The sequence below is a fragment of the Pseudoalteromonas sp. KS88 genome (genome assembly GCF_004766475.1).
In the GTDB taxonomy this organism is placed as follows: Bacteria; Pseudomonadota; Gammaproteobacteria; order Enterobacterales; family Alteromonadaceae; genus Pseudoalteromonas.
This window is the reverse complement of sequence record NZ_PYHV01000019.1, coordinates 118,721-144,150: the sequence shown is the minus strand read 5'-3', so window position 1 is coordinate 144,150 and position 25,430 is coordinate 118,721. Positions and strand designations below refer to the sequence as shown.

28 protein-coding genes are annotated in these 25,430 nt (G+C 39.4%); 17 read left to right on the top strand and 11 right to left on the bottom strand.

Translation table 11 applies throughout. The features are described from left to right. Positions 1-56 precede the first annotated feature (56 nt). Positions 57-809 (top strand): YciK family oxidoreductase, encoded by a 753-nt coding sequence (locus C7Y70_RS12870; protein ID WP_099296006.1) that lies wholly within the window; start codon positions 57-59, stop codon positions 807-809. A 50-nt stretch (positions 810-859) separates the two neighbouring features. On the opposite strand, the gene rluB is transcribed toward C7Y70_RS12870, so the two are convergent. The 4 genes from rluB to C7Y70_RS12850 all read right to left on the bottom strand — a co-directional run bounded on the left by rluB (position 860) and on the right by C7Y70_RS12850 (position 3,616). Then, on the bottom strand, positions 860-1,729 hold the full coding sequence (rluB, locus tag C7Y70_RS12865) for a 23S rRNA pseudouridine(2605) synthase RluB (protein ID WP_087534338.1): 870 nt from the start codon (positions 1,727-1,729) through the stop codon (positions 860-862). Next, complete coding sequence (gene scpB / locus C7Y70_RS12860; protein ID WP_135475204.1) at positions 1,726-2,316, bottom strand: SMC-Scp complex subunit ScpB; 591 nt, start codon at positions 2,314-2,316, stop codon at positions 1,726-1,728. Before scpB ends, rluB begins: the two co-directional genes overlap by 4 nt. A gap of 148 nt (positions 2,317-2,464) precedes the next feature. After that, a complete protein-coding gene (locus C7Y70_RS12855; protein WP_099296008.1) occupies positions 2,465-2,986 on the bottom strand; it encodes a calcium-binding protein in 522 nt (173 codons plus the stop codon). A gap of 198 nt (positions 2,987-3,184) precedes the next feature. Then, positions 3,185-3,616, bottom strand: a complete 432-nt coding sequence (locus C7Y70_RS12850) for an exonuclease III (protein WP_099296009.1) — start codon at positions 3,614-3,616, stop codon at positions 3,185-3,187. Positions 3,617-3,852: 236 nt separating this feature from the next. Between C7Y70_RS12850 and xthA the strand changes: the two genes are divergently transcribed. From xthA to rlmA, 3 genes are read left to right on the top strand one after another with little or no spacing between them, the layout of a single operon-like run. After that, the gene (gene xthA / locus C7Y70_RS12845) at positions 3,853-4,659 is read left to right on the top strand and encodes an exodeoxyribonuclease III (RefSeq protein ID WP_135475203.1); all 807 of its coding nucleotides are present in this window, start codon (positions 3,853-3,855) and stop codon (positions 4,657-4,659) included. 3 nt (positions 4,660-4,662) lie between these two features. Then, positions 4,663-5,340 carry an energy-coupling factor ABC transporter permease gene (locus C7Y70_RS12840; protein ID WP_245321505.1) on the top strand — a complete coding sequence of 226 codons (678 nt, stop codon included), beginning with the start codon at positions 4,663-4,665 and terminating at the stop codon, positions 5,338-5,340. Further along, entirely contained in the window at positions 5,337-6,137 is an 801-nt protein-coding gene (gene rlmA / locus C7Y70_RS12835; RefSeq protein ID WP_135475202.1) for a 23S rRNA (guanine(745)-N(1))-methyltransferase, read from the top strand. The genes C7Y70_RS12840 and rlmA overlap by 4 nt, the downstream gene beginning before the upstream one ends. A gap of 30 nt (positions 6,138-6,167) precedes the next feature. Here the strand turns inward: rlmA and yfbV are convergent, their stop codons facing one another. Then, the gene (gene yfbV, locus C7Y70_RS12830; RefSeq protein ID WP_099296012.1) at positions 6,168-6,614 is read right to left on the bottom strand and encodes a terminus macrodomain insulation protein YfbV; all 447 of its coding nucleotides are present in this window, start codon (positions 6,612-6,614) and stop codon (positions 6,168-6,170) included. A 311-nt stretch (positions 6,615-6,925) separates the two neighbouring features. Here yfbV and C7Y70_RS12825 point away from each other — a divergent pair, with 311 nt between their 5' ends. The 7 genes from C7Y70_RS12825 (at position 6,926) to C7Y70_RS12795 (ending at position 13,658) form a co-directional block, all read left to right on the top strand. Then, entirely contained in the window at positions 6,926-8,140 is a 1,215-nt protein-coding gene (locus tag C7Y70_RS12825; RefSeq protein WP_135475201.1) for an acetate kinase, read from the top strand. A gap of 1 nt (position 8,141) precedes the next feature. After that, positions 8,142-10,292, top strand: coding sequence for a phosphate acetyltransferase (gene pta / locus C7Y70_RS12820; RefSeq protein WP_135475200.1), 2,151 nt, complete (start codon positions 8,142-8,144; stop codon positions 10,290-10,292). A gap of 299 nt (positions 10,293-10,591) precedes the next feature. Continuing rightward, positions 10,592-10,984, top strand: a complete 393-nt coding sequence (locus tag C7Y70_RS12815; protein ID WP_099295637.1) for an ACT domain-containing protein — start codon at positions 10,592-10,594, stop codon at positions 10,982-10,984. A 2-nt stretch (positions 10,985-10,986) separates the two neighbouring features. Next, positions 10,987-11,484, top strand: coding sequence for a PTS glucose transporter subunit IIA (locus C7Y70_RS12810; protein WP_135475199.1), 498 nt, complete (start codon positions 10,987-10,989; stop codon positions 11,482-11,484). A gap of 1 nt (position 11,485) precedes the next feature. Beyond that, positions 11,486-11,833 carry an ArsC family reductase gene (locus tag C7Y70_RS12805; protein WP_135475198.1) on the top strand — a complete coding sequence of 116 codons (348 nt, stop codon included), beginning with the start codon at positions 11,486-11,488 and terminating at the stop codon, positions 11,831-11,833. Beyond that, entirely contained in the window at positions 11,830-12,960 is a 1,131-nt protein-coding gene (gene dapE / locus C7Y70_RS12800; protein WP_135475197.1) for a succinyl-diaminopimelate desuccinylase, read from the top strand. Before C7Y70_RS12805 ends, dapE begins: the two co-directional genes overlap by 4 nt. A 5-nt stretch (positions 12,961-12,965) precedes the next feature. Further along, positions 12,966-13,658 (top strand): M15 family metallopeptidase, encoded by a 693-nt coding sequence (locus tag C7Y70_RS12795; RefSeq protein ID WP_135475340.1) that lies wholly within the window; start codon positions 12,966-12,968, stop codon positions 13,656-13,658. Here C7Y70_RS12795 and C7Y70_RS12790 read toward each other — a convergent pair. Next, positions 13,633-14,502: a DMT family transporter gene (locus tag C7Y70_RS12790; RefSeq protein ID WP_135475196.1), complete on the bottom strand. Its 870-nt coding sequence runs from the start codon at positions 14,500-14,502 to the stop codon at positions 13,633-13,635. The two genes, C7Y70_RS12795 and C7Y70_RS12790, sit on opposite strands and share 26 nt — an antisense overlap. A gap of 218 nt (positions 14,503-14,720) precedes the next feature. Between C7Y70_RS12790 and C7Y70_RS12785 the strand changes: the two genes are divergently transcribed. Genes C7Y70_RS12785 through C7Y70_RS12770 form a run of 4 tightly spaced genes read left to right on the top strand, consistent with a single transcriptional unit; the run spans position 14,721 to position 17,649 of the window. Beyond that, a complete protein-coding gene (locus tag C7Y70_RS12785) occupies positions 14,721-16,094 on the top strand; it encodes an adenine DNA methylase (RefSeq protein WP_135475195.1) in 1,374 nt (457 codons plus the stop codon). A gap of 8 nt (positions 16,095-16,102) precedes the next feature. Beyond that, positions 16,103-16,525 carry a YcfL family protein gene (locus C7Y70_RS12780; protein WP_135475194.1) on the top strand — a complete coding sequence of 141 codons (423 nt, stop codon included), beginning with the start codon at positions 16,103-16,105 and terminating at the stop codon, positions 16,523-16,525. A 9-nt stretch (positions 16,526-16,534) separates the two neighbouring features. Next, positions 16,535-17,164, top strand: coding sequence for a penicillin-binding protein activator LpoB (gene lpoB / locus C7Y70_RS12775; protein ID WP_135475193.1), 630 nt, complete (start codon positions 16,535-16,537; stop codon positions 17,162-17,164). A 17-nt stretch (positions 17,165-17,181) separates the two neighbouring features. Then, positions 17,182-17,649 (top strand): glycine zipper 2TM domain-containing protein, encoded by a 468-nt coding sequence (locus C7Y70_RS12770; protein ID WP_135475192.1) that lies wholly within the window; start codon positions 17,182-17,184, stop codon positions 17,647-17,649. A gap of 61 nt (positions 17,650-17,710) precedes the next feature. On the opposite strand, the gene C7Y70_RS12765 is transcribed toward C7Y70_RS12770, so the two are convergent. Next, entirely contained in the window at positions 17,711-18,928 is a 1,218-nt protein-coding gene (locus C7Y70_RS12765) for a pyridoxal phosphate-dependent aminotransferase (RefSeq protein WP_135475191.1), read from the bottom strand. Positions 18,929-19,036: 108 nt separating this feature from the next. Then, complete coding sequence (locus tag C7Y70_RS12760; RefSeq protein WP_099295647.1) at positions 19,037-19,381, bottom strand: Hpt domain-containing protein; 345 nt, start codon at positions 19,379-19,381, stop codon at positions 19,037-19,039. Between the two features lie 152 nt (positions 19,382-19,533). Between C7Y70_RS12760 and C7Y70_RS12755 the strand changes: the two genes are divergently transcribed. Further along, positions 19,534-20,139 (top strand): tRNA-uridine aminocarboxypropyltransferase, encoded by a 606-nt coding sequence (locus tag C7Y70_RS12755; RefSeq protein ID WP_135475190.1) that lies wholly within the window; start codon positions 19,534-19,536, stop codon positions 20,137-20,139. Further along, positions 20,133-20,909 (top strand): CLCA_X family protein, encoded by a 777-nt coding sequence (locus C7Y70_RS12750; protein WP_135475189.1) that lies wholly within the window; start codon positions 20,133-20,135, stop codon positions 20,907-20,909. The genes C7Y70_RS12755 and C7Y70_RS12750 overlap by 7 nt, the downstream gene beginning before the upstream one ends. Before the next feature lie 189 nt (positions 20,910-21,098). On the opposite strand, the gene C7Y70_RS12745 is transcribed toward C7Y70_RS12750, so the two are convergent. The 3 genes from C7Y70_RS12745 to apbC all read right to left on the bottom strand — a co-directional run bounded on the left by C7Y70_RS12745 (position 21,099) and on the right by apbC (position 25,390). Continuing rightward, positions 21,099-23,564: an EAL domain-containing protein gene (locus C7Y70_RS12745; RefSeq protein WP_135475188.1), complete on the bottom strand. Its 2,466-nt coding sequence runs from the start codon at positions 23,562-23,564 to the stop codon at positions 21,099-21,101. A gap of 152 nt (positions 23,565-23,716) precedes the next feature. Further along, a complete protein-coding gene (gene dcd / locus C7Y70_RS12740) occupies positions 23,717-24,307 on the bottom strand; it encodes a dCTP deaminase (RefSeq protein WP_099295651.1) in 591 nt (196 codons plus the stop codon). Positions 24,308-24,310: 3 nt separating this feature from the next. Continuing rightward, complete coding sequence (gene apbC / locus C7Y70_RS12735; protein ID WP_135475187.1) at positions 24,311-25,390, bottom strand: iron-sulfur cluster carrier protein ApbC; 1,080 nt, start codon at positions 25,388-25,390, stop codon at positions 24,311-24,313. Positions 25,391-25,430 lie beyond the last annotated feature (40 nt).

Genomic DNA, 25,430 nt, shown 5'->3' with positions numbered 1-25,430 from the left:
AACTTGGTGTTTTGCTATGTTAAAATCACAAAAATTGATTCTTTGGGTACCCTATTATGCAAACTTATAAAGCGGCAGATAACGCACTGCAAGACAAAGTAATTCTTATCACTGGTGCCGGCGACGGTATAGGCCGAGTAGCAGCTATAACTTATGCTAAACACGGTGCGACTGTAATTCTTCTTGGAAAAACCACGCAAAAGCTTGAATGTGTATACGATGAAATTGTCGCACTTGGTTATCCAAAACCTGCAATTGTTCCTATGGACTTAAAAGGCGCTACAAAACAAAACTACCGTGATTTAGGTGCAACCATTGAGCAGCAATTTGGCAAATTAGATGGCCTGCTTAATAATGCAGGCATTATAGGGGCACTTGGTCCACTTGAACATTTTTGTGCATCAACATTTGATAACATCATGAAAGTGAATGTAACCGCACAAGCAATGATCACTAAATATATGTTCCCTGTTCTTCGTAAATCACCCAGTGCTTCAATTATATTTACCTCTTCAGGTGTGGGACGAGAGGGAAGAGAGTTCTGGGGTGCATATGCAATTTCGAAGTTTGCAGTAGAAGGTATGATGCAAACGTGGGCTGCAGAAGTCGGTAAAACAAATATCCGAATCAATTGTATCAACCCAGGCGCAACGCGTACTTCAATGCGTGCAACGGCCTACCCTGGTGAGGACAGAGATAAACTTGCTACACCTGAAGACTTAATGCCTACATATTTATATTTAATGAGTGACGATTCTAATGCGGTAAATGGGCAATCATTAGACGCTCAAACAAAAAAACCGGCATAGGTTAAAAACGAAAAAAGCCGCAATTTGCGGCTTTCTTTAAACGCTATCAATTAACGACGTTTAGTTTGCTTAACTCGGTTGTTATGTTTTTTAACAGCCTTACGAATCTGATTTATCTTCGCGCGTTTATCTTTGCGTTTTTCAGGCATAACTGAGAGCTTAGTTTGTGTCTCACGACCTAGTTTAACTGTCTTGCGCAAATAATTTACAGTCTCTAAATCTAACTCACTCCAGCCACCCTGTGGCAAGCGTTTATCCAGCTCTAGTTTACCGTAACGAATACGTATCAATCTTGACACTTCAACCTCTTGAGATTGCCACAAACGGCGCACTTCACGATTACGTCCCTCTGTAAGTGTCACATTATACCAACGGTTAATACCTTCACCGCCCAGTGGTTTAATGTTTAAAAACTTAGCCATGCCATCTTCAAGCTCAACACCTTTAGTGAGGTTCTTAATAGTCTCGTTAGTCACTTCACCAAATACGCGGGCAGAATATTCACGTTCAACTTCATAACTTGGGTGCATCAAACGATTAGCTAATTCACCATCATTGGTAAACAACATTAAACCAGCTGTATTGATGTCCAATCGTCCAACCGCTATCCAGCGTTCGCCATCAATACGCGGCAAGCGATCAAATACAGTACGGCGACCTTCAGGGTCTTTACGCGTACACAACTCCCCTTCAGGTTTGTTATACATAATTACACGGCAAATACGCTCTGCTTTCTCTTCTATTTTTACGGTATGCCCATCTACACGGATTTGATCTGTTTCTTCAACCCGATCGCCTAACTTTGCTACTTTACCGTTTACACTTACACGATTAGCATCGATGTACTTTTCCATTTCACGACGCGAACCAACACCGGCTCTCGCGAGGACTTTTTGTAGCTTTTCACCTTGTATACTCATTCGGATAGTTCTCTCACAGAAGGATCACTCAATAACTGATCAATCTTACTTATTTGCTGCTTTGGCAGTTCAGGTAAGTTATCAAGACCAGTTAACGAAAAATAATCTAAAAATTGTTTTGTCGTTGCATAAAGAGCTGGTTTTCCAGGAACTTCTTTATAACCGACGACGTGTACCCACTCTCTTTCAAGCAGGGATTTCATTATACCAGAACCCACAGCGACACCCCGTACTTGCTCTATCTCACCACGGGTAATTGGCTGGCGATAAGCTATCAATGACAGCGTTTCTAATAAGGCACGTGAATATTTTGGAGCACGCTCTTGGAATAAGTTACTTAACCAAGGTGCTAGGCTTTCACAAGCTTGAAAACGATAACCACTTGCGACTTCAACCAAACGGATACCACGTGTTTGGTAATGTATTTGAATATGCTCTAGTGCTTGATTCACGCGTGCCATAGACACACTCAAATCAATTAATACGGTGTCTTTAATGTATCGTTTATTTAATGGTTTTGGCGCAACAAAAATCGCTGCTTCAATGATCTCAATGAGCTGCTCATCACTTACTCGTTTTGTTGCCATCTATAAAACCATAAATTAATGTTCGCGGAACTGATTAACCACTCATTATGACAGAATACACCGATTGTTGGAAAAATTATTATCTAAAAACCCAAAAAAAATGCCAGCGACTATGCTGGCATTTTATGTTTTATTGGAAAAATTTTAATTAACTATTTTTCAACATCTCAAGCGCTTCATCTTCAGCCACTTCACTACCGTGTGCTCTGATGTAGCTCATAAACTCATTTTTGCTCACACGCTTATCTTTATTAGCATCTATATAACCAAAGTGGTTTGCGATGTCATCGTCATTTGCTTCAACAACAGAAATATACCCATTGCTGTCGTTGTCTAAAGAAGAGAAATTACTTTCAATAGGGTCAAATTTAGCTATCTCTGCTTTGAAAGCTGATTCACTCACTTCACTATCAGTGGCTACTTTACCTGTATTTAGCTGAGTATAAGTTGAAAACTCCTCACGACTAATTTGCTCATCCATATTGGTATCAATATTAGAGAAATGTGACCAAATGTCATCATCGTCGGCTTCTACTTTTGAAATATATCCATCGTTGTCATTATCTAGACTACCAAAATCACTGCTGATTTTGTCCATTGATGCATTTGATGAACACGCACTCAAGGTAAGAGCAGCCAAAATAGTAGATGCGAGTGTTAACTTTTTCATAAGAGATTCCTTGTAATAAATTAAATTCACTTAATTTAATACAAGTACCAAGCCAAAATCTTTATCATTAAAAATCAACAACATATAACAAGGTAAAATTTAAACCTGAAGAAACCATAAAAACTTTTCAGCTTTCCTGTAAAAGTTTCACACACAAAAAAAGCGCTGTATAAGCGCTTTCTTAATCAAATTTTGCTATTAGATAGCAGCGTTTTGGTAACGCTTAACAAAATCAGTCACCACTTCACCATTACAACGCAGTGAGTTTAAGTTACCGATTTTTGCCCTAACTGGCTCAAGACCTTTTTTAACAGCTGTAATACACAATTGCGTTTCAGTTTGGTCATTTTCAGCAAATACTTGAATCATTTTTACGTCGCGGTTTTTCATTTCAACTTTTTTAGCAATTGAACGAATATCTTCACCATTACACAAAATGCTTTGCGAATAGCGCGATAAAAAAATACCGTGCTTAGAAGCTACTTTGCGGGCCGCAGAGAAACCTTCATTTGCACTGATTGAACATAACTTTGATTCAATTTTTTTATCTGCACTAAAATATTCAGCTGCTTGAGTAACCTGTGAGAATGATACTGTTGCAACGAAAATAGCTAAAAGTTGTTTTTTCATGACTGACCTGTATAAAATGGTTTGAACGGGTTTGTTTCGCGCATTATATATACAGAAAAGCACAAATCAATTGAATAATTCATTTAATTTGTTATTTAATGGAAGGTTAACAATGTTTAATAAATAATCATCATTTGAACAACATTAAACCAACTTTACGTAATGAATAAGCACATGTATCAAGCTCATTTTGATGATAGAATTTAGCAAAACAAATACTCTTTTAGGCCAAACATATGAAAGTCATTTCTTTTAACATCAACGGGCTTCGTGCTCGTTTGCATCAACTACAAGCAATCATTGATAAACATCAACCAGATATTATCGGCTTACAAGAAATTAAAGTGCATGATGAAGCTTTTCCTTTAGAAGATATTCAAAAAATGGGGTATCACGTTTATTTCCATGGCCAAAAAGCACATTACGGTGTGGCTATGCTGTGTAAAAGTGAACCTAAGTCCGTATTTAAAGGTTTTGCTACAGACACTGAAGAGTCACAAAAACGTATGATCAGTGTAACCGTCACACAAGAAAATGGTCGCGACCTAACTGTGATGAATGGATACTTTCCTCAAGGTGACAACATCAATCACGAGACTAAGTTTCCTTATAAGCGCCAGTTTTACACCGATCTTATGAATCACCTTGATAATAATCATAGCGCTGAGGAAGATGTCATCGTCATGGGTGATATAAATATCTCTCCGACCGATTTAGACATTGGAATTGGCGAGCCAAACCGTAAACGTTGGTTAAAAACCGGCAAATGCTCTTTTCAACCAATAGAACGCGAGTGGCTAGCCACGTTAATGAATTGGGGCTTTAAAGATACCTACCGTGAGCTTTACCCTGACACAGGTGAGCAATATTCTTGGTTTGATTACCGCTCTAAAGGGTTCGATGACAACCGAGGCTTACGCATCGATGTGGTACTTGCAACCCCTGCATTAGCTGCGCGCTGTACTGATGCAGGTATTGACTACGAATTAAGAGGCATAGAGAAACCGTCTGATCATGCCCCTATTTGGTCAACTTTTAGTTAGTTTATGATGTTTAATAACCCTGAACTCACAGCGCTTATTAGCACGAATATGCAGTTAGTTTTATGGCTTGTGGTTGGGGTTATTGCCTGGGGTAGTTTTGATAAGGCACTTTATAAAAGCCTTATTAAAACCCCGGCACGTCAAACGGGCGTATTTTCCTGCGCAATCGTATTTTGTGTTTTATGGCAGATTAAAGCGGGTATTTTACCTGGCCTTGAACTACACATATTAGGTATCACCGCTATCACTTTAGTACTTGGTTGGCGCTTTGCTATTTTAAGTGCAACTTTTGCAAGTGTTCTGCTTGTAGCCTTTGGTCAACTTAGCTTGGCACAGTTGCCCTTACATTTATTATTAACAGCATTTATCCCTATACTCTTTAGCTATTGTGTTTTTATCATTTGTTACAACCTACTACCTCGTCATTTCTTTATTTATATCTTTATCTGCAGTTTTTTATGCGCTGGGATAGTCAGTTGCGTTAAAATAATCACTGTAAGTGCCTTTTACTATTTTTCAGGCAGCTATAATTGGTACGAATTAAGCGAAAATTACTTATACTTGTGCGCCATTATTTGGTTTCCTGAAGCGATGCTAAATGGCATGGCAATTTCAATACTTATTACTTATCGCCCGCACTGGGTGAAAACATTTTACGACAAGGATTATCTAGACTCATGAGTCTCGCGTATCAATGCCCTTTGTGCCAATCGCCTTTGCAGCTAATTGAAAAATCAATGCGATGTGATAATAACCATACTTTCGATTATGCTAAAGAAGGCTATGTAAACCTTTTGCCTGTGCAAAATAAAAACTCAAAGCAACCTGGTGATAACCTTGATATGGTGCAAGCTCGCCGTGCGTTTTTAAGCACCGGGCACTATCAGTTTTTGCAACAAGCAATCGCGACACTGGTCGCTGAACTATCGCCAAAAAATGTAATTGATTTAGGATGTGGAGAAGGCTTTTACACACATGCAATTGCGAACAAATGCCAAGGTAAGATGTATGGCGTTGATATATCTAAGTCTGCGATAAAATATGCCGCCAAACGCTATGAAAACTGCCAATTTAGTGTCGCTTCAATAAGCCAAGCTCCATTTGCTGATTACCAAAGTGACGTACTTATTAGCATTTTCGCTCCTTTGTTTGAACAAGAGCTTACCCGTTTATTAAGCAAAAATGGGTCATTAATTGTAGCAAGTCCTGGCCCTTGGCACTTAAAAGAGCTAAAACAAAAAATTTATCGAGAAGTAAACGCCCATACGCCGGTAGCTGCACCGCAGAACTTTACGTTAATCCAGCAAAACTTGATTGAACAAAAGGTGAAACTGGGGTTTGAAGACGTTAAAAACCTCATCACCATGACACCGTTCGCGTGGAAGTTTAGGCCTGAACATTGGCAGGAGTTAGAAAAACAAGGTGAGCAAACTGTCACCTTATCGTTTTATATAAGTCATTTTAGAAAAGTCGACTAGGGTTTGTTGACCTTTCAAGGTTAACAGACCCTAGAGGTTTTCTCTGGTAAAAGCACGGTCCATTTTATCAAACATATCATTAAGTAAATGGGCCAGATCCGCATAACGTGGTTTATTTTTACCCAAAGACCCTTGGTAACCATTTGCCACCATTTTCGTGTGTAACTCTTTAAACCAATGTTCCATAGCAGGTTCAAGTGTTGTCTCTGCACGCTTACCTAGCCACAGAAGACCTTGTAACGGCAATGATAAAAAGAACAACGCTACTGCGATCGCCTGCGGTAAAAAATCACTACCAAGGTAATTAATTTGCATAAATAATGTCAGCATTGCCAGTATCGGCATAACTGTAATTGCATGCTCAGTGGCTTTTATGACCTTAAACTCAGCAAATAGAGGCGCAAGTTCTTTGCGCATTGGCCACTTTTTTGCGTATTCTCGACCTGTTTGGACTTGTGACATCACACTGTTTTGCATCATGACTCCTCGGTGTCGCTGGTTTAACGGTTTAACTCTTCGAGTGTACCATACTCAAAACGACATTCCTTTGTAAAATCTAATTGCTAACAAAACCTAGATAAACCTTGAGTTTAATCAATGTTATGGCTAACGTTTTATATATGAATGCGTTAAAATAATATGCATTAAATCAACTAGACTTTAGTTTAATCATAGCTAGTAATCGGCAAATTACTATTTATCTTTAGTCATTTGGTATGCGCTGTTGTATTTATAACCTGCGCTAGATTAATGCACACTTACTGTTATAGCCAAAATGAGACCTATTTATGCCATTGCAATCCAATTCTCTCCACCATGTACTCGTGCTTAATTGTGGCAGCTCAAGCCTTAAATTTGCAATTATAGATGCACACTCTTCAAACGAAGTGATTTCAGGCCTCGCCGAACGTTTAGGTTCTGATACTCCCTCCATAAAATATAAGTATCAAGGCAAGAAAAACGTGGTTGAACTGGCAAAAGGCCAAGCCCACGCTCATGCCATAGATACGCTAGTTAAACTTATAAAAGATCACAGCCTAGCAGATAACCTGATTGCTGTTGGACACCGCGTTGTACACGGTGGAGAACATTTTACCAAGTCAGTGCTTATTGATGAGTCTGTTATTGAAGGTATTACTAAGGCGGCTACCTTGGCCCCATTGCATGGCCACGCTAATTTATTAGGTATCGCTGCTGCGCAGGCATCGTTTACAGGGCTGCCACAAATAGCCGTATTTGATACTGCGTACCATCAAACGATGGAGCAAGTAGCCTATTTATATGCCCTGCCTTACAAGCTGTATACCAATTACGGTGTTAGACGTTATGGCTTTCATGGCACTAGTCATTACTATGTGGCAAGTCAAACAGCCAAATTATTGAAAAAGCCGCTGGAGCATAGTAATTTCATTAGTGCACACTTGGGTAATGGCTGTTCAGTATGCGCAATAAAAAATGGGAAAAGTGTTGATACCAGCATGGGCTTAACTCCGCTGGAAGGTTTAATGATGGGGACTCGCAGTGGTGATATTGACCCAGGCCTATTTAATTTTTTAACATCACAATTAGATTACTCAGCTACGAGAATAGATGATTTGCTCAATAAAGAAAGTGGATTACTGGGCATTAGTGAGCTATCCAACGATTGCCGCACGATTGAAGAAGCAGCTCTTGCTGGGAATGAAAGAGCGATCCTTGCACTGGACATGTTTTGTTATCGACTTGCTAAGCAAATAGCCTCATTTATGGTGCCTATACAAAGACTAGACGCACTAATTTTTACTGGAGGAATTGGTGAGAACTCAGATTTAATCCGCAGTAAAGTGATTAAACAGCTCACCTTTTTAGGTCTTGATTGCGATACACAAGCAAACTTAGACGCCCGTTTTGGCACTCAAGGTATTATCAGTTCTGAACATGCAAATACAACAGCCGTTGTTATGCCTACTAATGAAGAGTGGGTAATAGCCCAAGATGCTGCAAACATCGCACAGGAGCAATAGTATGGCACGTAGAATAATGTTAGTACCTATCTCAACAGGTGTTGGTTTAACATCTGTGTCTGTAGGATTAGTCCGTGCGCTTGAGCAAAAAGCAGTAAAAGTTAATTTTTTTAAACCTATTGCTCAACCTCGCTCAGGAGAAACAGGTCCTGAAAAATCAACACAAATTGTGACTCAAGGCTCCCCGATCAACCCGCCTACCCCATTTGCACTTGATTATGCAGAGCAAATGATTGGTGATGGTAAAGGTGATGACCTGCTAGAAGAAATTGTTGAGCGGTTTGAAAGCACCATAAGTAATGATGAAGTAGCCATCATTGAAGGTATGGTACCAACCCGTCGTCAACCTTATGCTGGGCGAGTTAATCGTGAGATTGCACAAACCTTAGGGGCAGAAATAGTCTTTATCCTTACCCCTGGGAATGACAGCAACGACCAAATTGAAGATAAACTAGAAATAGCCGCAGGTTATTATGGTGGTGTTGGTCATGCACGTGTTTTAGGCTGTATATTTAACAAGGTGAACGCCCCACTTGATGAAGAAGGACGAGCTCGCGCAGATTTAGTTGACTCCCATAACCCAGATGCTTTAGAGAACGAAGTAAACCGTTTAGCGTCATTACCATTGTTTAGAAAACACCCGTTTATGTTACTAGGCTCAATACCGTGGGATTTTGAGTTAGTTGCACCTAGGGTAAAAGATTTAAGTGCGTATCTAAAAGCAGAGGTATTGAACGAAGGTGACATGGTCCATAGGCGACTACGCCGCGTTACTTTTTGTGCACGCACAGTATCTAATATACTTAACCACTTCACTCCAGGTGCACTACTTGTCACACCGGGTGATCGTTCTGATGTGCTTGTTGCTGCTTGTTTATCAGCAATGAACGGCACAAAAATTGGTGCTATTTTACTAACAGGCGGATTTAAACCAGAACCACGAATAATGACTTTATGTGAACAGGCAATGGCAACAGGCTTGCCAATTTTGTGCACTGGAGCCGATACCTGGCGCACCTCTTTGTTACTGCATAACTTCAATATGGAAGTTCCCTGTGATGACATTCAACGCATTGATAAAGTGAAATATCATAATGCTAGCTTCATTGACTCTGATTGGTTAGATACGCTGGCAAAGAGTGTGGGGAAAACACGTAAAATGTCTCCTCCTGCTTTTAGGTATTTACTCACAGACAAAGCCCGCCACGCTAATAAAACAGTTGTTTTACCTGAAGGTAATGAACCCCGCACCATTAAAGCAGCGGCTATTTGCGGCATGCGTGGTATCGCTAAAACAGTGCTTTTAGGTGATAGAGAAGAAATACTCCGTATCGCAGTGCAACAAGGTGTTGAACTAAATGAAAACGTAACGATTGTTGAACCACAACAGGTACTTCAAGACTATGTTGCTCCCATGGTTGAAATTAGAAAAACCAAAGGGTTAACTGAGGTTGTTGCGCTAGAGCAGCTTCAAGACAACGTCGTACTTGGTACTATGATGCTCGAACAAGGTGTTGTTGATGGGTTAGTTTCTGGTGCTGTAAATACCACGGCAAATACCATAAGGCCACCACTACAACTAATTAAAACAGCACCGGGCTCTTCATTAGTGTCGTCTGTATTTTTCATGCTGTTACCAGATCAAGTACTTGTGTACGGCGATTGTGCTATTAACCCAGACCCTTCAGCAGAGCAACTCGCGGATATTGCTATTCAATCAGCAGACTCTGCAGCAGCATTTGGTATTGAACCGCGTGTGGCAATGATAAGTTACAGTACAGGCACTTCAGGCACTGGAGCTGATGTTGAAAAAGTGCGTGAAGCAACCCAGTTAGCGCAACAAAAACGTCCAGATCTTATTATTGATGGCCCACTCCAATACGATGCGGCTATTATGGAAAATGTAGCACTGAAAAAAGCACCTAACAGCCCTGTTGCAGGGAAAGCTACGGTGTTTATTTTCCCGGATTTAAATACTGGTAACACAACTTACAAAGCCGTTCAGCGAAGTGCTGATTTAATTAGTATAGGTCCCATGTTACAAGGTATGCGCAAGCCTGTTAATGATTTAAGCCGAGGGGCATTAGTGGATGATATCGTCTACACCATTGCATTAACAGCAATCCAAGCCGAGCAAGTTGCTAACCTTTAGTAGTTAGTAGATGTGTAAAGTAAGCCTCTCGCTTACTTTACACTTAAATCGTTGTTACTTCTTAAAGAGATAGGCATGCTTGCAAAATAACGCCTTGATATTAAGCCCCCTGTGAAACGCTGAATTCTTCATATTAAGGTGGCTTGGGTACAAAAACTGATAATTTAACAACTTACAGAGGTTATACCTAACTAACCCCATTGTTATCCACAGAAACTGTGGACAAGATTACACTTTTATTCAATGCTTTTTAGCTATACTATTCAGTAAATAAAGTTCAAATTTAATAAGGGTCTATAATGTCAAAGCAAACATTACAACTCCATAGTACCGTATTTACTATACATAGCCTTGATGTTGATAGCCCTATTCCAAGCGATTTGTTTAAAGAAAAAATTTTTTTCATCTCTAAAACCCATGATGAATTGTCTATTGTTTGCCCAAGTAGTTTTATTATCAATAGTTTGGATGCAGAACATAATTGGCTCGCTTTGGAAGTTGTCGGCCCCTTAGGTTTTTCACTCACCGGTATTATGGCAAACATATCGGGGGTATTAGCGAATGCCAGCATTTCAATTTTTGCATTATCTACCTACGACACTGATTATATATTAGTCAAAAAGCAGCGTATCAGCGACGCTATTAAAACATTGAAAAAAGATGGATACACTGTGCTCGAAGAGCCTACCTAATAATGAAACATATTGATATTTCCTTTTCACCTCAAGCACAAACTGATCGCGCTTGTTTACACATTACCAGCCCCTTTACAGGTAAAGTGAGACCACTGAGTGATCATCCTGAACCCTTTTTCAAATTTGGCACATTGGGTCCTGGCATCATCGTAGAATTAACGAGTCACAAAGTGTTAGCACCTTTCGATGGTATTTTAATTCAAGTAAAAAATGCAGGTACTGAGTTTATACTGCAAGCAAAAAACGGCTTAAAAATACTGATTAACTTAAATATTGATCAACAAGTCGATATGCTACATACGCACATAGCCCAGTTAAATGGAAGTAAAATTGTTAAAGGACAACGGCTTGCCTATTTTGATTTACGCAATCTCAACACGCCGCTATTAGCAACCCTTACTTTATTAAATGGGCACCAACTAACGCCCATACATTACTCTTTGTCCCACGTTAGCGCGGGGATAGACACTTTATTAACGTTAACCAAGAAGAAATAATATGACGACCCTTTACGGCATTAGCAATTGCGACACAATTAAAAAAGCTAAAAAATATTTAACTGATAAGAATATCGAATTTTCATTTCATGATTATCGTAAAGACGGCATTTCGAAAGAAATGGTTACCACATTTTCACAACACATTGACTGGCAAGACCTTCTTAATAAACGAGGCACGACATATCGTCAACTATCTGATGAGCAAAAGCAAACACTCGATAAAGATAAAGCACTTGATTTATTAGTAGAGCACCCTGCGATGATCAAACGCCCTGTGCTAATACATGCAGGCTCTTATTATTTAGGCTTTAAAGCCCAACAATATGATGAGATTTTTGCAGCATGAAGAACCCTGTTATTGAATTAGCACAAGCATTAATACAACGTCGTTCAGTCACCCCTGAGGATGCTGATTGTCAGGCAATGATGAATAAACGCCTCGAAGCCATCGGCTTTAACATCGAGTCAATGTTTTTTACAGACACGCTGAATACTTGGGCTCGAAAAGGCACTACTTCCCCACATTTTTGTTTTGCAGGTCATACTGATGTCGTGCCAACTGGTCCAGAAGAAAACTGGCAACATCCTCCGTTTTCAGGCCTGATTGAAGAGGGGATGTTGCACGGTCGCGGTGCTGCAGATATGAAAGGCTCTTTAGCCGCTATGATTGTTGCAACTGAGCGTTTTGTTACAAAGCATCCTGATCACAAAGGCTCTATCTCTTTTCTTATAACATCTGACGAAGAAGGCCCATTCATTAATGGCACAACTCGTGTTATTGATACATTAGAAGAACGCAACGAGAAGATTGATATGTGTCTTGTGGGCGAGCCCTCATCTAGAGATGCACTTGGCGATGTAGTTAAAAATGGACGCCGCGGTTCATTAACCGGCTTTTTAACAGTAAAAGGAATACAAGGCCACGTTGCCTACCCGCACTTGGCTAAGAACCCAATTCACCTAGCCGCCCCTGCACTGTCGCAATTGAGCCAAACGCAATGGGATACGGGTAACGAGTTCTTCCCTGCAACTAGCTTTCAAGTCTCAAATATTAACGGTGGAACTGGTGCCGGTAATGTGATTCCAGGTGAGCTTGAAATTCAGTTTAATTTCCGTTTTAGTACCGAAGTCACACATCAACAGTTACAAAAGCAAGTAAATAAAATACTGCAACAACACGATTTTGATTACGAGTTAAAGTGGATTGTGAATGGACAACCCTTTATCACTGAAGGTGGCCCTTTAATTGAAGCCACCACAGCTGCAATTAAAAACGTCACAGGCCGCGATACTGTGCTTGAAACATCAGGTGGCACATCAGATGGACGTTTTATTGCTCAAACAGGCGCTAAAGTAATAGAGCTTGGCCCGCGCAATGAGACTATTCATAAAGTAAATGAGTGTGTCAGTACCGATGACCTTATTGAATTAAGTGAGGTTTACGAGCAAATTTTAGAGCAGCTCCTAACATGATAAAAATGCCTCTTACTCCCTCACAGTTAGCTGCATGTGCAACTGGAAGCAGTGATGATCACCTCGTTAATATTGGTCCTCATCGTGTGCATGCACAAATTGCTGATGATTTTAAATCATTACAACAGGCCGCTGAAAAAGCAGGGCTCTCGTTGGCAATTGCATCAAGCTTTAGAGATTTTAATAGGCAAAGCGCTATTTGGAATGCGAAATTTTCTGGACAACGGCCTGTTTATAATAAGCAACAGGTCGCAGTTGATTTATCGACATTAACCGACATTGATAAATGCCACGCCATTTTACTTTACAGTGCCCTGCCTGGTGCCAGTCGCCATCACTTAGGAACTGACCTCGACATATATGATGAAGCCGCTATAGCAGCAGATTACGAACTGCAACTAAGCCCAGGCGAGTACTGCCACACAGGTCCATTTGCTCGACTGACAACGTGGCTTGATAATAACTTAACTAAATACGGTTTTTATCGTCCTTATCAACATGATCTAGGTGGAGTATCTCCAGAGCCTTGGCACATTAGCCACATTAAGCAATCACAAGTTATGTGTGATCAAGTTACCTTAGAGGCGATTAAAAACAAAATAAGCTGCAGCGATTTATTGGGTAAAGACGCTATAGTAGAACATTTACCGAGTCTATTTAGTCGCTATGTGACTAATGTTGCGCCGGTACCGATTTAGCCTTCAAAAAAACCAGTACAGCGCCAAGAATTACGGCGCTTGCAATTATAAAATGCAATGTAACATTTTCATTTAAAAAGACGACACCGGCAACAGCAGCAATAATTGGCACTAACAATTGAACAACAGCGGCTTGACTGCTTTTTAAAAATGGTAACGCAACATACCACAGGCTGTAGCCCAGTCCCGATGCTACACTGCCAGAGAGTACTGCCAATAGAACTCCCTCCCAACTGCTGCTTGATAATGCACTAAAGCCAATAAGAAGAATCAAGGGAACAATAAATAGGCTTCTTACAAAGTTATAAGCCGTCGCTTTAAGTGGCGCTCTGCATGCTTTACCGCGAATACTATATACTCCCCACGCAATACCACTAACCATCATTAATAAACCCGGTATCAAAGAAGGTGTTTTTGCCGAAGGCATCATTAAATATACAAAACCAACTAAAGCAACAAGAAATGCCAACCATTGCGCGTTTGACAGCCGCTCTTTTGAAAATACCCCCCAACTGATCATTGTCAGCTGCACAGCAGAGAATAGGATTAGTGCACCAGTCCCTGTATCAAGCTCGATATATGCAATTGAAAAACAAAGCGCATAAACGACCAAACTTAAACTACTACGCCAGCTCCCTCGTTCGTCGTGCGCCCCTTTATTTGGGGTAACTTTTTTATTAGTCGTAACAAATAAAATAATACCTAAGCACATTGCACCACTTAGCAAGCGTAAGCCAGTAAAATTCCACGCATCTATATGTCCATTGGCAAGTGCTAAACGGCACAGTAAAGAATTAGCAGCAAATGCAACCAGTGCGAAGAGTGTGTAGAACGTTACTTTCAATTTATTTCCCATAATAAGAGTGTTGGCTCAAAAAATCGTGACGACAAATTACTATAACTGTATTTTTAGAATACTCTAAAAACCCTCACAGTTTTAATAAGACCTCTATAGACAAATATAAATTTCATAATCCTCGTTTGTACGATTTTTTACATTGTTTATCATCGTAGGTTAATGAGTTTATGCTAATGTGTAGTTAATTGATTGAGGAGCAACAAGTGCGTCGCAGTGTACTATTATGTTTAACTTTATTCCTGAGTGTATTAAGTGGGTGCAGTACAATAGGTCTTACTGACTTATTTACAGATTACGCAACGCAAGTTACGCCTGTGCGCCAGGCAATAAAAGCAAATAACGTTAACCAAGCACAACAGCTTATGCCTAATAATGGCCTATCTCATAGCAATTATTTATTAAACCAGTTAGAAAATGCACGCCTTAACGATTTAAATAATCAAAATACACACGCGCAAACTAACTACGAAACGATTTACTTACGAATGCAAAAAGTTCGTCAAGCGGCAAAAATAAAAGTGTCAAGCTCCCTAGAACAAAGCAATGCATTACTAACAAATGATTCTGTTATTTCGTACATACCTGCCCCTTATGAAATGAGTATGCTGCACAGTTATAAAGCACTTAACTATCTTTATCAAAATGATCTAGAGAGTGCTTTAGTTGAAGTACGCCGCGCGAACAAAGTGCAGCTAGATGCATTAAATGAGAATGAACAAGACATTGACTCTGCAATTAAAGAAGCGCAAAAACATTACCCGAACATGTCTGATATCACACAAAATGTAAAAAACGGCTACCAAAATGCGTATACATTTTACTTATCCGCATTGCTCTATCAAAGTAACAATCAGTTTGATGATGCTTACATTGACTATAAAAAAGCCTTAGAAATAAACCCAAATAATGTTTACTTGCAAAAAGATGTTATGCGCTTAGCTAAAAAACAAGGATTTGAGCAGGACTTTGCAAAGTACGTTAAACGATTTGGAAAATTAGAGCAGCCAAAAGAAACAGGCGAAGTTATAGTATTTATAGAGCAAGGACTTGTGCCGAAAAAAGATGAGTTTGTTTTGCAATTGCCTGTATACACCTCTAGAGGTGATGCTCGATTTTATAGCTTAGCTGTACCGGTATATAAAGGTGCTGCGTATACTCCGACAATAAGCCACCTAAATATAGCTGACGAATCGATGCCTATCGAACCGCTTGTGCGTATTGAGGCGCTAGCTGCAAAAACGCTAGAATCACAAGCCCCTGCAAGAATGACACGACAAGTTCTTAGATTGGTTGCCAAAGAGAAGGTACGAGCTGAACTAGCTCGAAGCGGTGGTGACGTAGGAAATATTTTAGCAAATATCTATAACTTAGCGTCAGAGCAAGCAGATACCCGAAGTTGGTCTACCTTACCTAATCAAATAGGCATTGCAAGGCGAAATATCTCACCGGGTGAACACACACTAAAAATTGGAAGCAACCAACCAAGTGTAAATTTTACGGTTAGTAAGCAGGGGTTAACTTTGATCTATTTAACCTCAATTAATAACTACTTTAACTCTCATGTAGTGCAACTTTAGGAGCTGCTATGAAAATTTTGATACCTCTATTATCGGTATGTTTACTCGCAGCCTGTTCTAACAGGCCTGTTACATCGGGTATTTCTGTCGAACAACACGCCAACTACCAGCAACAGTTAAAGGTCAATAACCATAAGTTAGGAAAAAAACTAGCCATAACTGATGTTAAGACACGTCAAACTAACCAACTTACAGATATTGTTGTTACGCTTTCTAGTAAATATAAAAAATCACAATATTTGCAATACCAATTCACATGGTTTGACAAAGATGGGTTTGTAATTAAAGGAAACCATTCTCCTTGGCAAGCCCTTACTTTGTTTGGGTTTGCTAATGTTCAATTACCCGCTCTTGCACCTACATCAGATGCAGTCACGTTTTCATTAGCAGTTAGAGAAGTTTCAACAAAAGCTCAAGAATTTGAAGATTAAGGAATATAAATGAATACATTAAATAGAACGACTTCATTCACCAAACTCACAGGGCTTGCTCTGGTTGGTCTGAGTACTCTAGTTTTAAGCGGCTGCGCCAATAAAGCAGTCGTCAGCTATGGCGACGCACAAGCAGTAGAAACAACAGATATCAATTTTGGTTCTACCGATCTTCAAAAAGTAGCGAGTCAAATGACCGATTCTCTACTTAGTTCTCCAGTGATTGGGACTATGACCGCCAATACTCGCCCTATCGTTTTCGTGGAGCGTATTAAAAATAAAACCAGTGAGCATATTGATACCGAATCTATCACTGACTCAATTTCGACTCAGCTTTTACGCAGTGGTAAATTTCGCTTTGTTGATATGAGTCGTGTAGAAGCCGCCCGTGAGCAACTTACATTCCAAAATGAAGACGCCTTAGTAAACCCTGCAACAGCAGTAGCCTTTGGCCAGCAAGTGGGAGCGCAATATATGTTATATGGCAATCTATCAAGTATTGTTAAATCAAATGCTGATAAAGCCGATGTATATTATAAATTTACCATGCGGTTAATGGATTTAAAAAGTGGCCTTGTGGAATGGGCTGATGAAACCGAAATCCGTAAAACGCGTGAAAAATCAACCTTTGGCTGGTAACAGCCTGGGAGCATAACATGAAGCAATTTATTTTCTTATTATTTGCCTTACTGTTAATACCGAGCCAAGCTGTAAGTGCATATGAACGTAACAAAGCAGTGCCAGTACAACAAGTATTATTTGGTAAAGTACAATCCGTTCGCACTATCACAGAGCGAGAGCTGGTTAAAGATCAAACCAATGGCTGGAAAACCTTTGGCGGAGCCTTATTAGGAGGAGTCATTGGTAATCAATTTGGTGGTGGTAGTGGGCGAACTGCTGCGACAATTTTGGGTTCGGTTATTGGTGGTAACATTGCTCACAACCAACAAAAGCGTAGCTATTATACCCAATATGAATTAGTTGAAATGATGGTAAAAGTCGAAAGCGGTAAGCAGTTCATGGTAGTGCAAGATAAAGATAATCGCATGTTATTTGCTAGAGGCGATCGAGTGCGGCTAGTATACCTATCTGATAATTCTGTAAGAGTAGATAAAGCTTACTAAAAGCTTAAACATAGCTGCGAGATGATTTAACATTCATCTCGCAGCTTTTAAAGATGCACAATTAAATTTGTCTGTAATGATTAAAAAACCGCTGCATTTTAGACATTGCAGTCGTTAGATCGTCTTTATTTGGCAAAAAGACCAATCTAAAATGATCTGGGTTTGGCCAATTAAATGCCCTGCCATGCACAAGCAGTATTTTTTCTGCTTTGAGCAAATCCAAAATCATTTTTTCATCACTTTTAATATTAAACCGCTCGGTATCAACTTTTGCGAATGCGTATAAAGCACCTTTTGGTTTAGAGCAAGAGATACCATCAATCGCATTTAACCCGCGCCACGCAATATCGCGCTGCTCGTACAAACGACCACCTGGATTTATTAGGTTATCTATTGATTGCACACCACCCAATGCCTGCTGAATAGCATATTGCGCTGGTACATTAGCACACAAGCGCATTGACGCTAAAATATCGAGTCCTTTTTGTAGATCATCAAGCAAATCTGTTCGGCCACTTAAGACCATCCAGCCCATGCGTAGCCCAGCAGCACGATACGTTTTTGCTAAACCATTAAACGTGATGATCGGAACGTCATCACACAACGCACCTATAGAGCTATGAGTCACATCATCGTACAAGATTTTTTCATAAATCTCGTCACTCAGCAGCAGTAACTTATGCTCTCTTGCAATATCGATAAGTTGCTGCAACAAATCATCGCTGTAGACGGCACCGGTAGGATTATTTGGGTTTATAAGCACTAATGCCTTCGTTTTAGACGTTATTTTACTGCGTATGTCAGCTATATCAGGAAACCAATCTTGTTCTTCGTCACACAGATAGTGAACTGGATTACCACCCGCGAGCTTAACTGATGCAGTCCACAGTGGATAGTCTGGAGCTGGAATTAGCACTTCATCGTCATTATTTAACAGCGCTTGCGTGGTCATTTGAATAAGCTCACTGACCCCATTACCAATGTAGATGCTATCAACATCTAGGTTACTCAAGCCACGTTGTTGATAATGTTGATATATTGCCACTCGGGCTGAGTAGAGGCCTTTTGAGTCACAATAGCCTTGGGCAGAATATAAATTACGAATAATATCTCGGTGCATATCTTCAGGCATATCAAAACCAAATGCTGCAGGGTTACCAATATTTAATTTTAGAACTTTTTGCCCTTCATCTTCCATTTTTTTGGCTTGTACTAAGACAGGCCCTCGGATGTCATAACAGACACCCTCTAATTTGTGACTCTTTTTAATATCTGACATTGCTACCTCTACTAGTGAAAAGATAGATTAACCTAGTAAAGGGTTAAAATACTAGAGTATTTAATAACCTTAATACTGAAATATATTCACGTACTAGTTAGCTTTAAATTACCTTGCAGCCAACCAAGCAGTTAATTCTAGTTGAGTCTTAGACACTTGTTCATTAAGCAGTCGTGAAGCGGCTTCGGCCTTGTCATGCTCATTATTATTTAAGCTATGTTCAATTTCTCTTGCTACTTCTGACAGGCTTGTCGCACCAAACTGCGATGCATTTGATTTTAAACTGTGTGCGTGACGAATAGATGCTTCTAAGTCATTACCAAATGCAGAAAAGAACTCACTGGCTAAACGTTCAAACTCAGCACAACAAAATGTTAAAGTATCGCTAAACTGTTCTCCTAATAAAGACTCCATACTCTCTAGCGCACTTTCATCAATAACAACATCGTTCATTTTATATCCTTTTTGGTAATCCCAGTTTTCTTGTTGGTTTGGGTATACATACTTTTACTTTAACTTTCTTAAGAAAAAAATCCACTTAATAGTTATATTAAGCGTATAATAGTATTGCTTTAAAATCCATTGTAAACAGAATAGATTATTATATGTCTCGTGCATTATGCCCTAATTGTCAGTTTAGTCCGCTTACTTGTCTGTGTAATGACTTAGTGGCAGTCAACAATAAGCTGAAGATAATTATTTTGCAGCACCCTAGTGAAGTTAAAGTTACAAAAAATACAGCTAAATTACTTAACTTATGCCTCAGTCAATGCACTGTAATACATGGTGAATCACAAGAAGATTTTCAATTTTTAACTGACTTGCCGACTAAAACTACCGCATTACTGTACCCAAATGAACATGCTATTTTATTAGATACCAAAGATGAAAAAGTCAATGAGCTTAAAACACAGTTAACTCATTTAATTGTTCTTGATGGCACCTGGAAAAAAGCGTTTAAAATAATGCAACTTACTCCTAAATTAAATGATTTTGTGAGTGTAAGCTTTAACTGTATTCCGACTAATCGCTACCATATACGTAAAGCACCAAGAGTTGACAGTTTGTCTACACTTGAGGCCGTTGCCTATAGCCTTATGTTAGTTGAACAGCAAGATCCCACCCCGCTATACACCGTATTGGATGCTTTAAATCATAAGCAAACACAGTTAATGCCTGCTCATGTGAAAGCGCGATATAACAAATCATGACCTACACCAATCGATTAAAGCGAGGTTTCTACCGACAAGGTCCTAATTACCGCTTTGATGATCAAGTTGATTTTACAGATATAAAAGAAACATTTGGTTTTAGAACAATGACGGTAGGGAAATGGGTGACTAAAGAAGAACGCTTCATAGGCGCTAATTTGATTTATGATGCATTGGCTGATCTTGCCCAAATACTGCAACTCCCTCCCACTGCACTGGGGCTTAGAGGAAAATTAAACTTTGCTTTTGGACATGGAGGCCAACAACATGTGCAAGCTCACTACAACAGCGCGACTCAAACACTTGCTCTGGCAAAAAATGCTGGCGGCGGAGCGCTAGCGCACGAATGGTTTCACGCCTTTGATCATCATATCTCAAGGCACTTATTCCCACGCCATAGCGCTTATTTTTTTGCTTCGAAATTATGGCTTGAGCATTCGATTAATACCAATCACCCTCTCAATCTTGCATTAGATAGTTTTTATAAAAGTGTATTTTTAAAAAGTGATGGGCAGCATGCTAACCATTATGTTGCGCAATCAATGTTGGCAGATAAACAACATGGTCAATTTTACATGAGCATGCCGGAAGAACTAGCTGCACGCTGTTTTGAGGCCTGTATAGCCAAGCACGAACACATTAAAAACACATTTTTAGTCTCTGATTTGCAACACTCAACACTCATCTATCCTGATGATGAGCATATTCAGAGTAGTCGAGGTGCGCTTGAGCACTATTTCCATAATTTAGGTGTGCTTTTATCTAATTAAATTACATATACCCAAGCCACCTCAAGGCGCGAGCGCTGTTGCAATTATAACCGATTAAAGCAAGGCATTGATTGCAACTAATTGTGTTTAAAGCAGTTTACATCCTCTTAAGAAGTAACAATGATGAGAGTAAGTGCCTATGAAACGCTCAATTCTGCATCTTGAGTAGCCTCAGTATATACGCCTAAATTAGTTCATGTGATAAACATCAGTATCTATCGTAGTTTGCAAGTTATGCTCTAACCAATTTAAATAATCTTTAAACCCCAGTGGCCTTGAAAAATAATAACCTTGACCAATCTCGCAACCATAACTCTTCAATATTTGTAAGCTCTGTATGTCTTCAATCCCTTCTCCTATAACAAAAGACCCTAAACTTTTTGCTATATCACACGTTGCACGACAAATTGTGCGATCGTTTTTTGAGTACTCTAAATTCATTACAAATTGTTTATCTATTTTAATTTCGTCAAACCCCATTTTGCTCAAGTAAGCTAATGATGAATAACCTGTACCAAAATCATCAATGGCAATCTTAAGTCCAATCAACCGATAGTCATTTAAAGCTGTTTTAATATTAACCCCATCACTCAATGTGGCTGATTCTGTTAGTTCCAACATTACATTGGACGCCTTGAGCTGATACTCATTTAGCAAGGTTAAAAATAGAACGGGTAATTCTTTTCGTAATAAATCTTTTGCAGAAATATTAATTGAAATTATGTGCTCGGGATAAATTGCTGTAATTTCTTTTTGATACAGTAATGATTGTTCAACAACCCACTCTGTCAGTTCAAATATGATCCCCGTAGACTCCGCTATTGGTATAAACTCGTCAGGCGGCACTTGCCCTAAAATCGGATGGTGCCAGCGTAAAAGAGCCTCTGCACCGTGAATATGCCCTGTATCTAAACAGATTTGTGGTTGGAAAAATAAACTAAGCTGATTATGCTCAATTGCTTCTTGTAAATAAGATGCAACTTCAAGACGGTATTGTGCTAGGTTTGAATTTTCAGCATCAAACATATGCCAACGCTCACCATGCAGCGGTTTAATACTCAAAGCTTGTAAGCTGCGTTGAATTAATTGTGATGCATTTGAGGCATGAACTGGGTAATTAGCAACGCCGATATCAACACCATTGACCAGCTGGCTGCTGTTGTGGCTTATCCCTTCAGTAAACACAGCGGTTGTAACGCATACAAACTGCTCAATTTGGCTTAATTCGAGTTGACCATTAACAACATAAGCGTAGGTACTATCATCAAGGCGTGAAATATAATGACATTTCAGCTCATTAGCTTCTATTTTTAATGAATTCATAGAGCTTAATTGCTGAGCTAGATTTGCCATAGTGCGTTTAATTTGAACATTAGCATACTCATAGCCAAAATTTGCACGGGCATCCAACAAAACGACAGGACGAAACAAAACAAGTGAATGCGCTTCAGAATCAGTTACTTTGAGCTGTAAACAATCAAGTAGCTTTTGTTTATTAGGTAAGCCCGTTTCATCATCATGAGTTAAACTTTCGTTGTATTGCAATACCCTTAATCTATCTTGTATTAGCAATGTAGCCAAGAAAACACCTGTATTAAACACAAGCAATCCATCATTTAAAATGTGCAAACTCCGTGCTGTAAATACCGTACTTAATAAAACTAGAGATTGCATTAGTAAGCTGCACCAAGCAACCATAGATAGATGCGTAAAATTTGCCTTGATTTCTTTGCATTGCAAAAATAAATACCCAACCAGCATTACTAAAACCGTATAGCCAACCACAAAAAAATACACCGAAAGAGTATTAATCAATATACTCGCTGCGAGCGTGGTACTACAAAGAATAAACAGCACAGATGTAAGTGGCGTTTTAGCAATTACTACCTGTTTATTTTCATATCGTGATTGCATAAAAAACAAGCATGCAAACGAGATAGCTAATAAATTAAACCAAGCGCTTAATCTATTTGAGTATTGGCTAATAAGTGGATCACCAAATAATAAAAATACGCCTTTCCTAGATAAAAAACCCACCAACATGCACATCAGGTAGCCCATTAAAGAAACAAATTTCACTTGCCGAGATAAGAAGTAAAATGCGGCACTAATTGCAAGCCCAATGGCTAAAATCACAGAGATAACAGCTATCGTAATTACATGTTCTTCAACGCTACTATAGAACTCATCTTCAGGTATCAGCGTTGGTTCAATTGTAACGGTGGCGTTATTACTTAAATAGACAGCCGCCCAAGCAATGCCTGAGTTAGCTTTGATGCTTAAATGTGGGATGATTGAATCGAAATATGCACCATGTTCATGTTTTTTTAATTGTATAGTTTCAAAGTCACTATCTAGTAACTCAAATTTAATCTCATCAACGAGCGCATTTTTAATATAAAGAATGTGATTTTCGGATTGTGCCGTTGAGTTTACATCAAAGAGTAACCAATACCCGCGGCCCCTCTCTAATGTAAATGAAGAAATTTCTGTTAAATTTTTTTCTTTTAATGCTTCTTTGTAAAGCATCGCCGGTAAACTTTGAGAATCTGATACGGGAAGGACAATTGCTTTATTTGATTCAGCATAAAGTTCAACACTACAAAAAAGCAGTGTAAACAATAAAGCACGGAATAAAGGACCAATAGTTCCCACTTGAACTCCACTTACGTGAACGTATAAAACAAATCAACGTATTTAAAGTATGGAAGGTATATTTATAAATGCCAATAAATAGCTAAATTCAGTAAAGCAAAAAAAAAAGACCTCGATAAAGGTCTTTTGCGATTTACTTTTGAATAGTGCTGTTATTCGTTTTTATCATCACTAATACGGCTTGCTACAGCGCTATTTTGATCTTTATATTTGGCATCTTTACGTATGTTATATGGATTTGCTGCTGGCCCTGACATCGTTTCAAAACTCATCGCACCAATTTTCATCATTGGACGAAGAGCAAGCGGCAGTTTCCCCGAATTATAAAATTCTAACACAATATTGCCCGACCAACCTGGGTCTATGCGGTGTGCGGTAACATGAACCATCAGCCCTAAACGCGCTAATGATGAGCGCCCATCAAGCCACCCCACCACATCCGATGGTAACGTTACTTTTTCGTGAGTGATAGCCAAAGCAAGCTCACCTGGGTGTAAAAAGAATGCTTGCTCTTGGTCTAGCACAATTTCGTCACTCATTATTGATTCCATTGCCTTATTAAGCTGATCTTTAGGGCCACTTAAATCAACGTAGGCTGCGGTGTGATCCTGAAAAACACGAAATTTATTTCCTAAGCGCAAGTCAACTGTTACGCCAGAAATCATCTCATCGCTTGGGCTTGGCTCTATTACAATGCGTTGCTGAGCAATATATTCTTTAATATGGGTATCTGATAATCTCATTTTTTAATCGTCCGTAATCACAATCTCTAATGGATTATGATGGGGTTGTTGATAATAAAGTTGGCTTGCAATTAAACGCGCTGCACTGGCATAGGTAATGCTGATGGCTGCCTCGGTATCATTGGCTATTAACTTGCCTTGTTCTGAATATTCTCGAATATCTATCGCCAGTGGAATGTGTGAAAGTACAGGCACACCATGACGCTGTGCGAGCTTAATGGCCCCGTCTTTGCCAAATACGTGATTAGGTTCACCACAATGTGTGCAAATAAAGTGGCTCATATTCTCAATTAGACCTAGCACAGGCACATTTACCTTGTTAAACATAGCAATGCCTTTTTGCGCATCAGCCAGTGCTAAATCCTGTGGAGTAGTAACGATAACCGTGCCGCTTGAAGGTACTTTTTGGCTCATAGTTAATTGGATGTCACCGGTACCTGGAGGCATATCAACAATTAAGTAATCAAGCTCACCCCAAATGGTTTCATTTAACAACTGCGTTAATGCACCAGACGCCATCGGCCCACGCCACACAGTGGCATCATCACTAGGTACTAAAAATCCAATAGACTGTGCTTTTAAACCATTTGCATCAAATGGGTATAGTTGTTTTTCATCTTTAGCCGTGGGTTTAGCCCCTACAAGGCCTAGCAGCATAGGAATTGATGGACCATAAATATCCGCGTCTAATATACCTACTTTTGCACCCTCTTGTTTTAAAGCGCCCGCTAAATTAACCGCAGTTGTCGATTTACCAACTCCACCTTTACCGGATGCAATTAAAACAATGTGTTTTATTTTTTTAAATTTATAATCAGCAGGAAGCTGTACTGAGGCATGTATGTCGACAACCTTATTAATTTGTTCACTGACAAACTTAGCCACAGCAGGCATTTCTGAGCATGCAGCAAAAGGAAGTGTAAGCTCAATTAATAGAGATTTATCATCGTTAGATTGAATATTTTTGATAAAAAGCTCATCAATACCGACTGCAAATGCAGCACTTCGATAAGCGGCTAAAGCGGCAATTATCGGTTGTTTTTGCACCGATTTAGAAGAGAATAATTTCGACAGTCCAAACATAGCAATAAAATAGCGTTTCTTTGATGAAAATTGCCTCGGA

Coding starts and splice junctions, on each gene's coding strand:
- C7Y70_RS12870 (WP_099296006.1), top strand. CDS start 57: ATGCAAACTTATAAAGCGGCAGATAACGCACTGCAAGACAAAGTAATT.
- rluB (WP_087534338.1), bottom strand. CDS start 1,729: ATGAGTATACAAGGTGAAAAGCTACAAAAAGTCCTCGCGAGAGCCGGT.
- scpB (WP_135475204.1), bottom strand. CDS start 2,316: ATGGCAACAAAACGAGTAAGTGATGAGCAGCTCATTGAGATCATTGAA.
- C7Y70_RS12855 (WP_099296008.1), bottom strand. CDS start 2,986: ATGAAAAAGTTAACACTCGCATCTACTATTTTGGCTGCTCTTACCTTG.
- C7Y70_RS12850 (WP_099296009.1), bottom strand. CDS start 3,616: ATGAAAAAACAACTTTTAGCTATTTTCGTTGCAACAGTATCATTCTCA.
- xthA (WP_135475203.1), top strand. CDS start 3,853: ATGAAAGTCATTTCTTTTAACATCAACGGGCTTCGTGCTCGTTTGCAT.
- C7Y70_RS12840 (WP_245321505.1), top strand. CDS start 4,663: ATGATGTTTAATAACCCTGAACTCACAGCGCTTATTAGCACGAATATG.
- rlmA (WP_135475202.1), top strand. CDS start 5,337: ATGAGTCTCGCGTATCAATGCCCTTTGTGCCAATCGCCTTTGCAGCTA.
- yfbV (WP_099296012.1), bottom strand. CDS start 6,614: ATGCAAAACAGTGTGATGTCACAAGTCCAAACAGGTCGAGAATACGCA.
- C7Y70_RS12825 (WP_135475201.1), top strand. CDS start 6,926: ATGCCATTGCAATCCAATTCTCTCCACCATGTACTCGTGCTTAATTGT.
- pta (WP_135475200.1), top strand. CDS start 8,142: ATGGCACGTAGAATAATGTTAGTACCTATCTCAACAGGTGTTGGTTTA.
- C7Y70_RS12815 (WP_099295637.1), top strand. CDS start 10,592: ATGTCAAAGCAAACATTACAACTCCATAGTACCGTATTTACTATACAT.
- C7Y70_RS12810 (WP_135475199.1), top strand. CDS start 10,987: ATGAAACATATTGATATTTCCTTTTCACCTCAAGCACAAACTGATCGC.
- C7Y70_RS12805 (WP_135475198.1), top strand. CDS start 11,486: ATGACGACCCTTTACGGCATTAGCAATTGCGACACAATTAAAAAAGCT.
- dapE (WP_135475197.1), top strand. CDS start 11,830: ATGAAGAACCCTGTTATTGAATTAGCACAAGCATTAATACAACGTCGT.
- C7Y70_RS12795 (WP_135475340.1), top strand. CDS start 12,966: ATGCCTCTTACTCCCTCACAGTTAGCTGCATGTGCAACTGGAAGCAGT.
- C7Y70_RS12780 (WP_135475194.1), top strand. CDS start 16,103: ATGAAAATTTTGATACCTCTATTATCGGTATGTTTACTCGCAGCCTGT.
- lpoB (WP_135475193.1), top strand. CDS start 16,535: ATGAATACATTAAATAGAACGACTTCATTCACCAAACTCACAGGGCTT.
- C7Y70_RS12770 (WP_135475192.1), top strand. CDS start 17,182: ATGAAGCAATTTATTTTCTTATTATTTGCCTTACTGTTAATACCGAGC.
- C7Y70_RS12765 (WP_135475191.1), bottom strand. CDS start 18,928: ATGTCAGATATTAAAAAGAGTCACAAATTAGAGGGTGTCTGTTATGAC.
- C7Y70_RS12760 (WP_099295647.1), bottom strand. CDS start 19,381: ATGAACGATGTTGTTATTGATGAAAGTGCGCTAGAGAGTATGGAGTCT.
- C7Y70_RS12755 (WP_135475190.1), top strand. CDS start 19,534: ATGTCTCGTGCATTATGCCCTAATTGTCAGTTTAGTCCGCTTACTTGT.
- dcd (WP_099295651.1), bottom strand. CDS start 24,307: ATGAGATTATCAGATACCCATATTAAAGAATATATTGCTCAGCAACGC.
- apbC (WP_135475187.1), bottom strand. CDS start 25,390: ATGTTTGGACTGTCGAAATTATTCTCTTCTAAATCGGTGCAAAAACAA.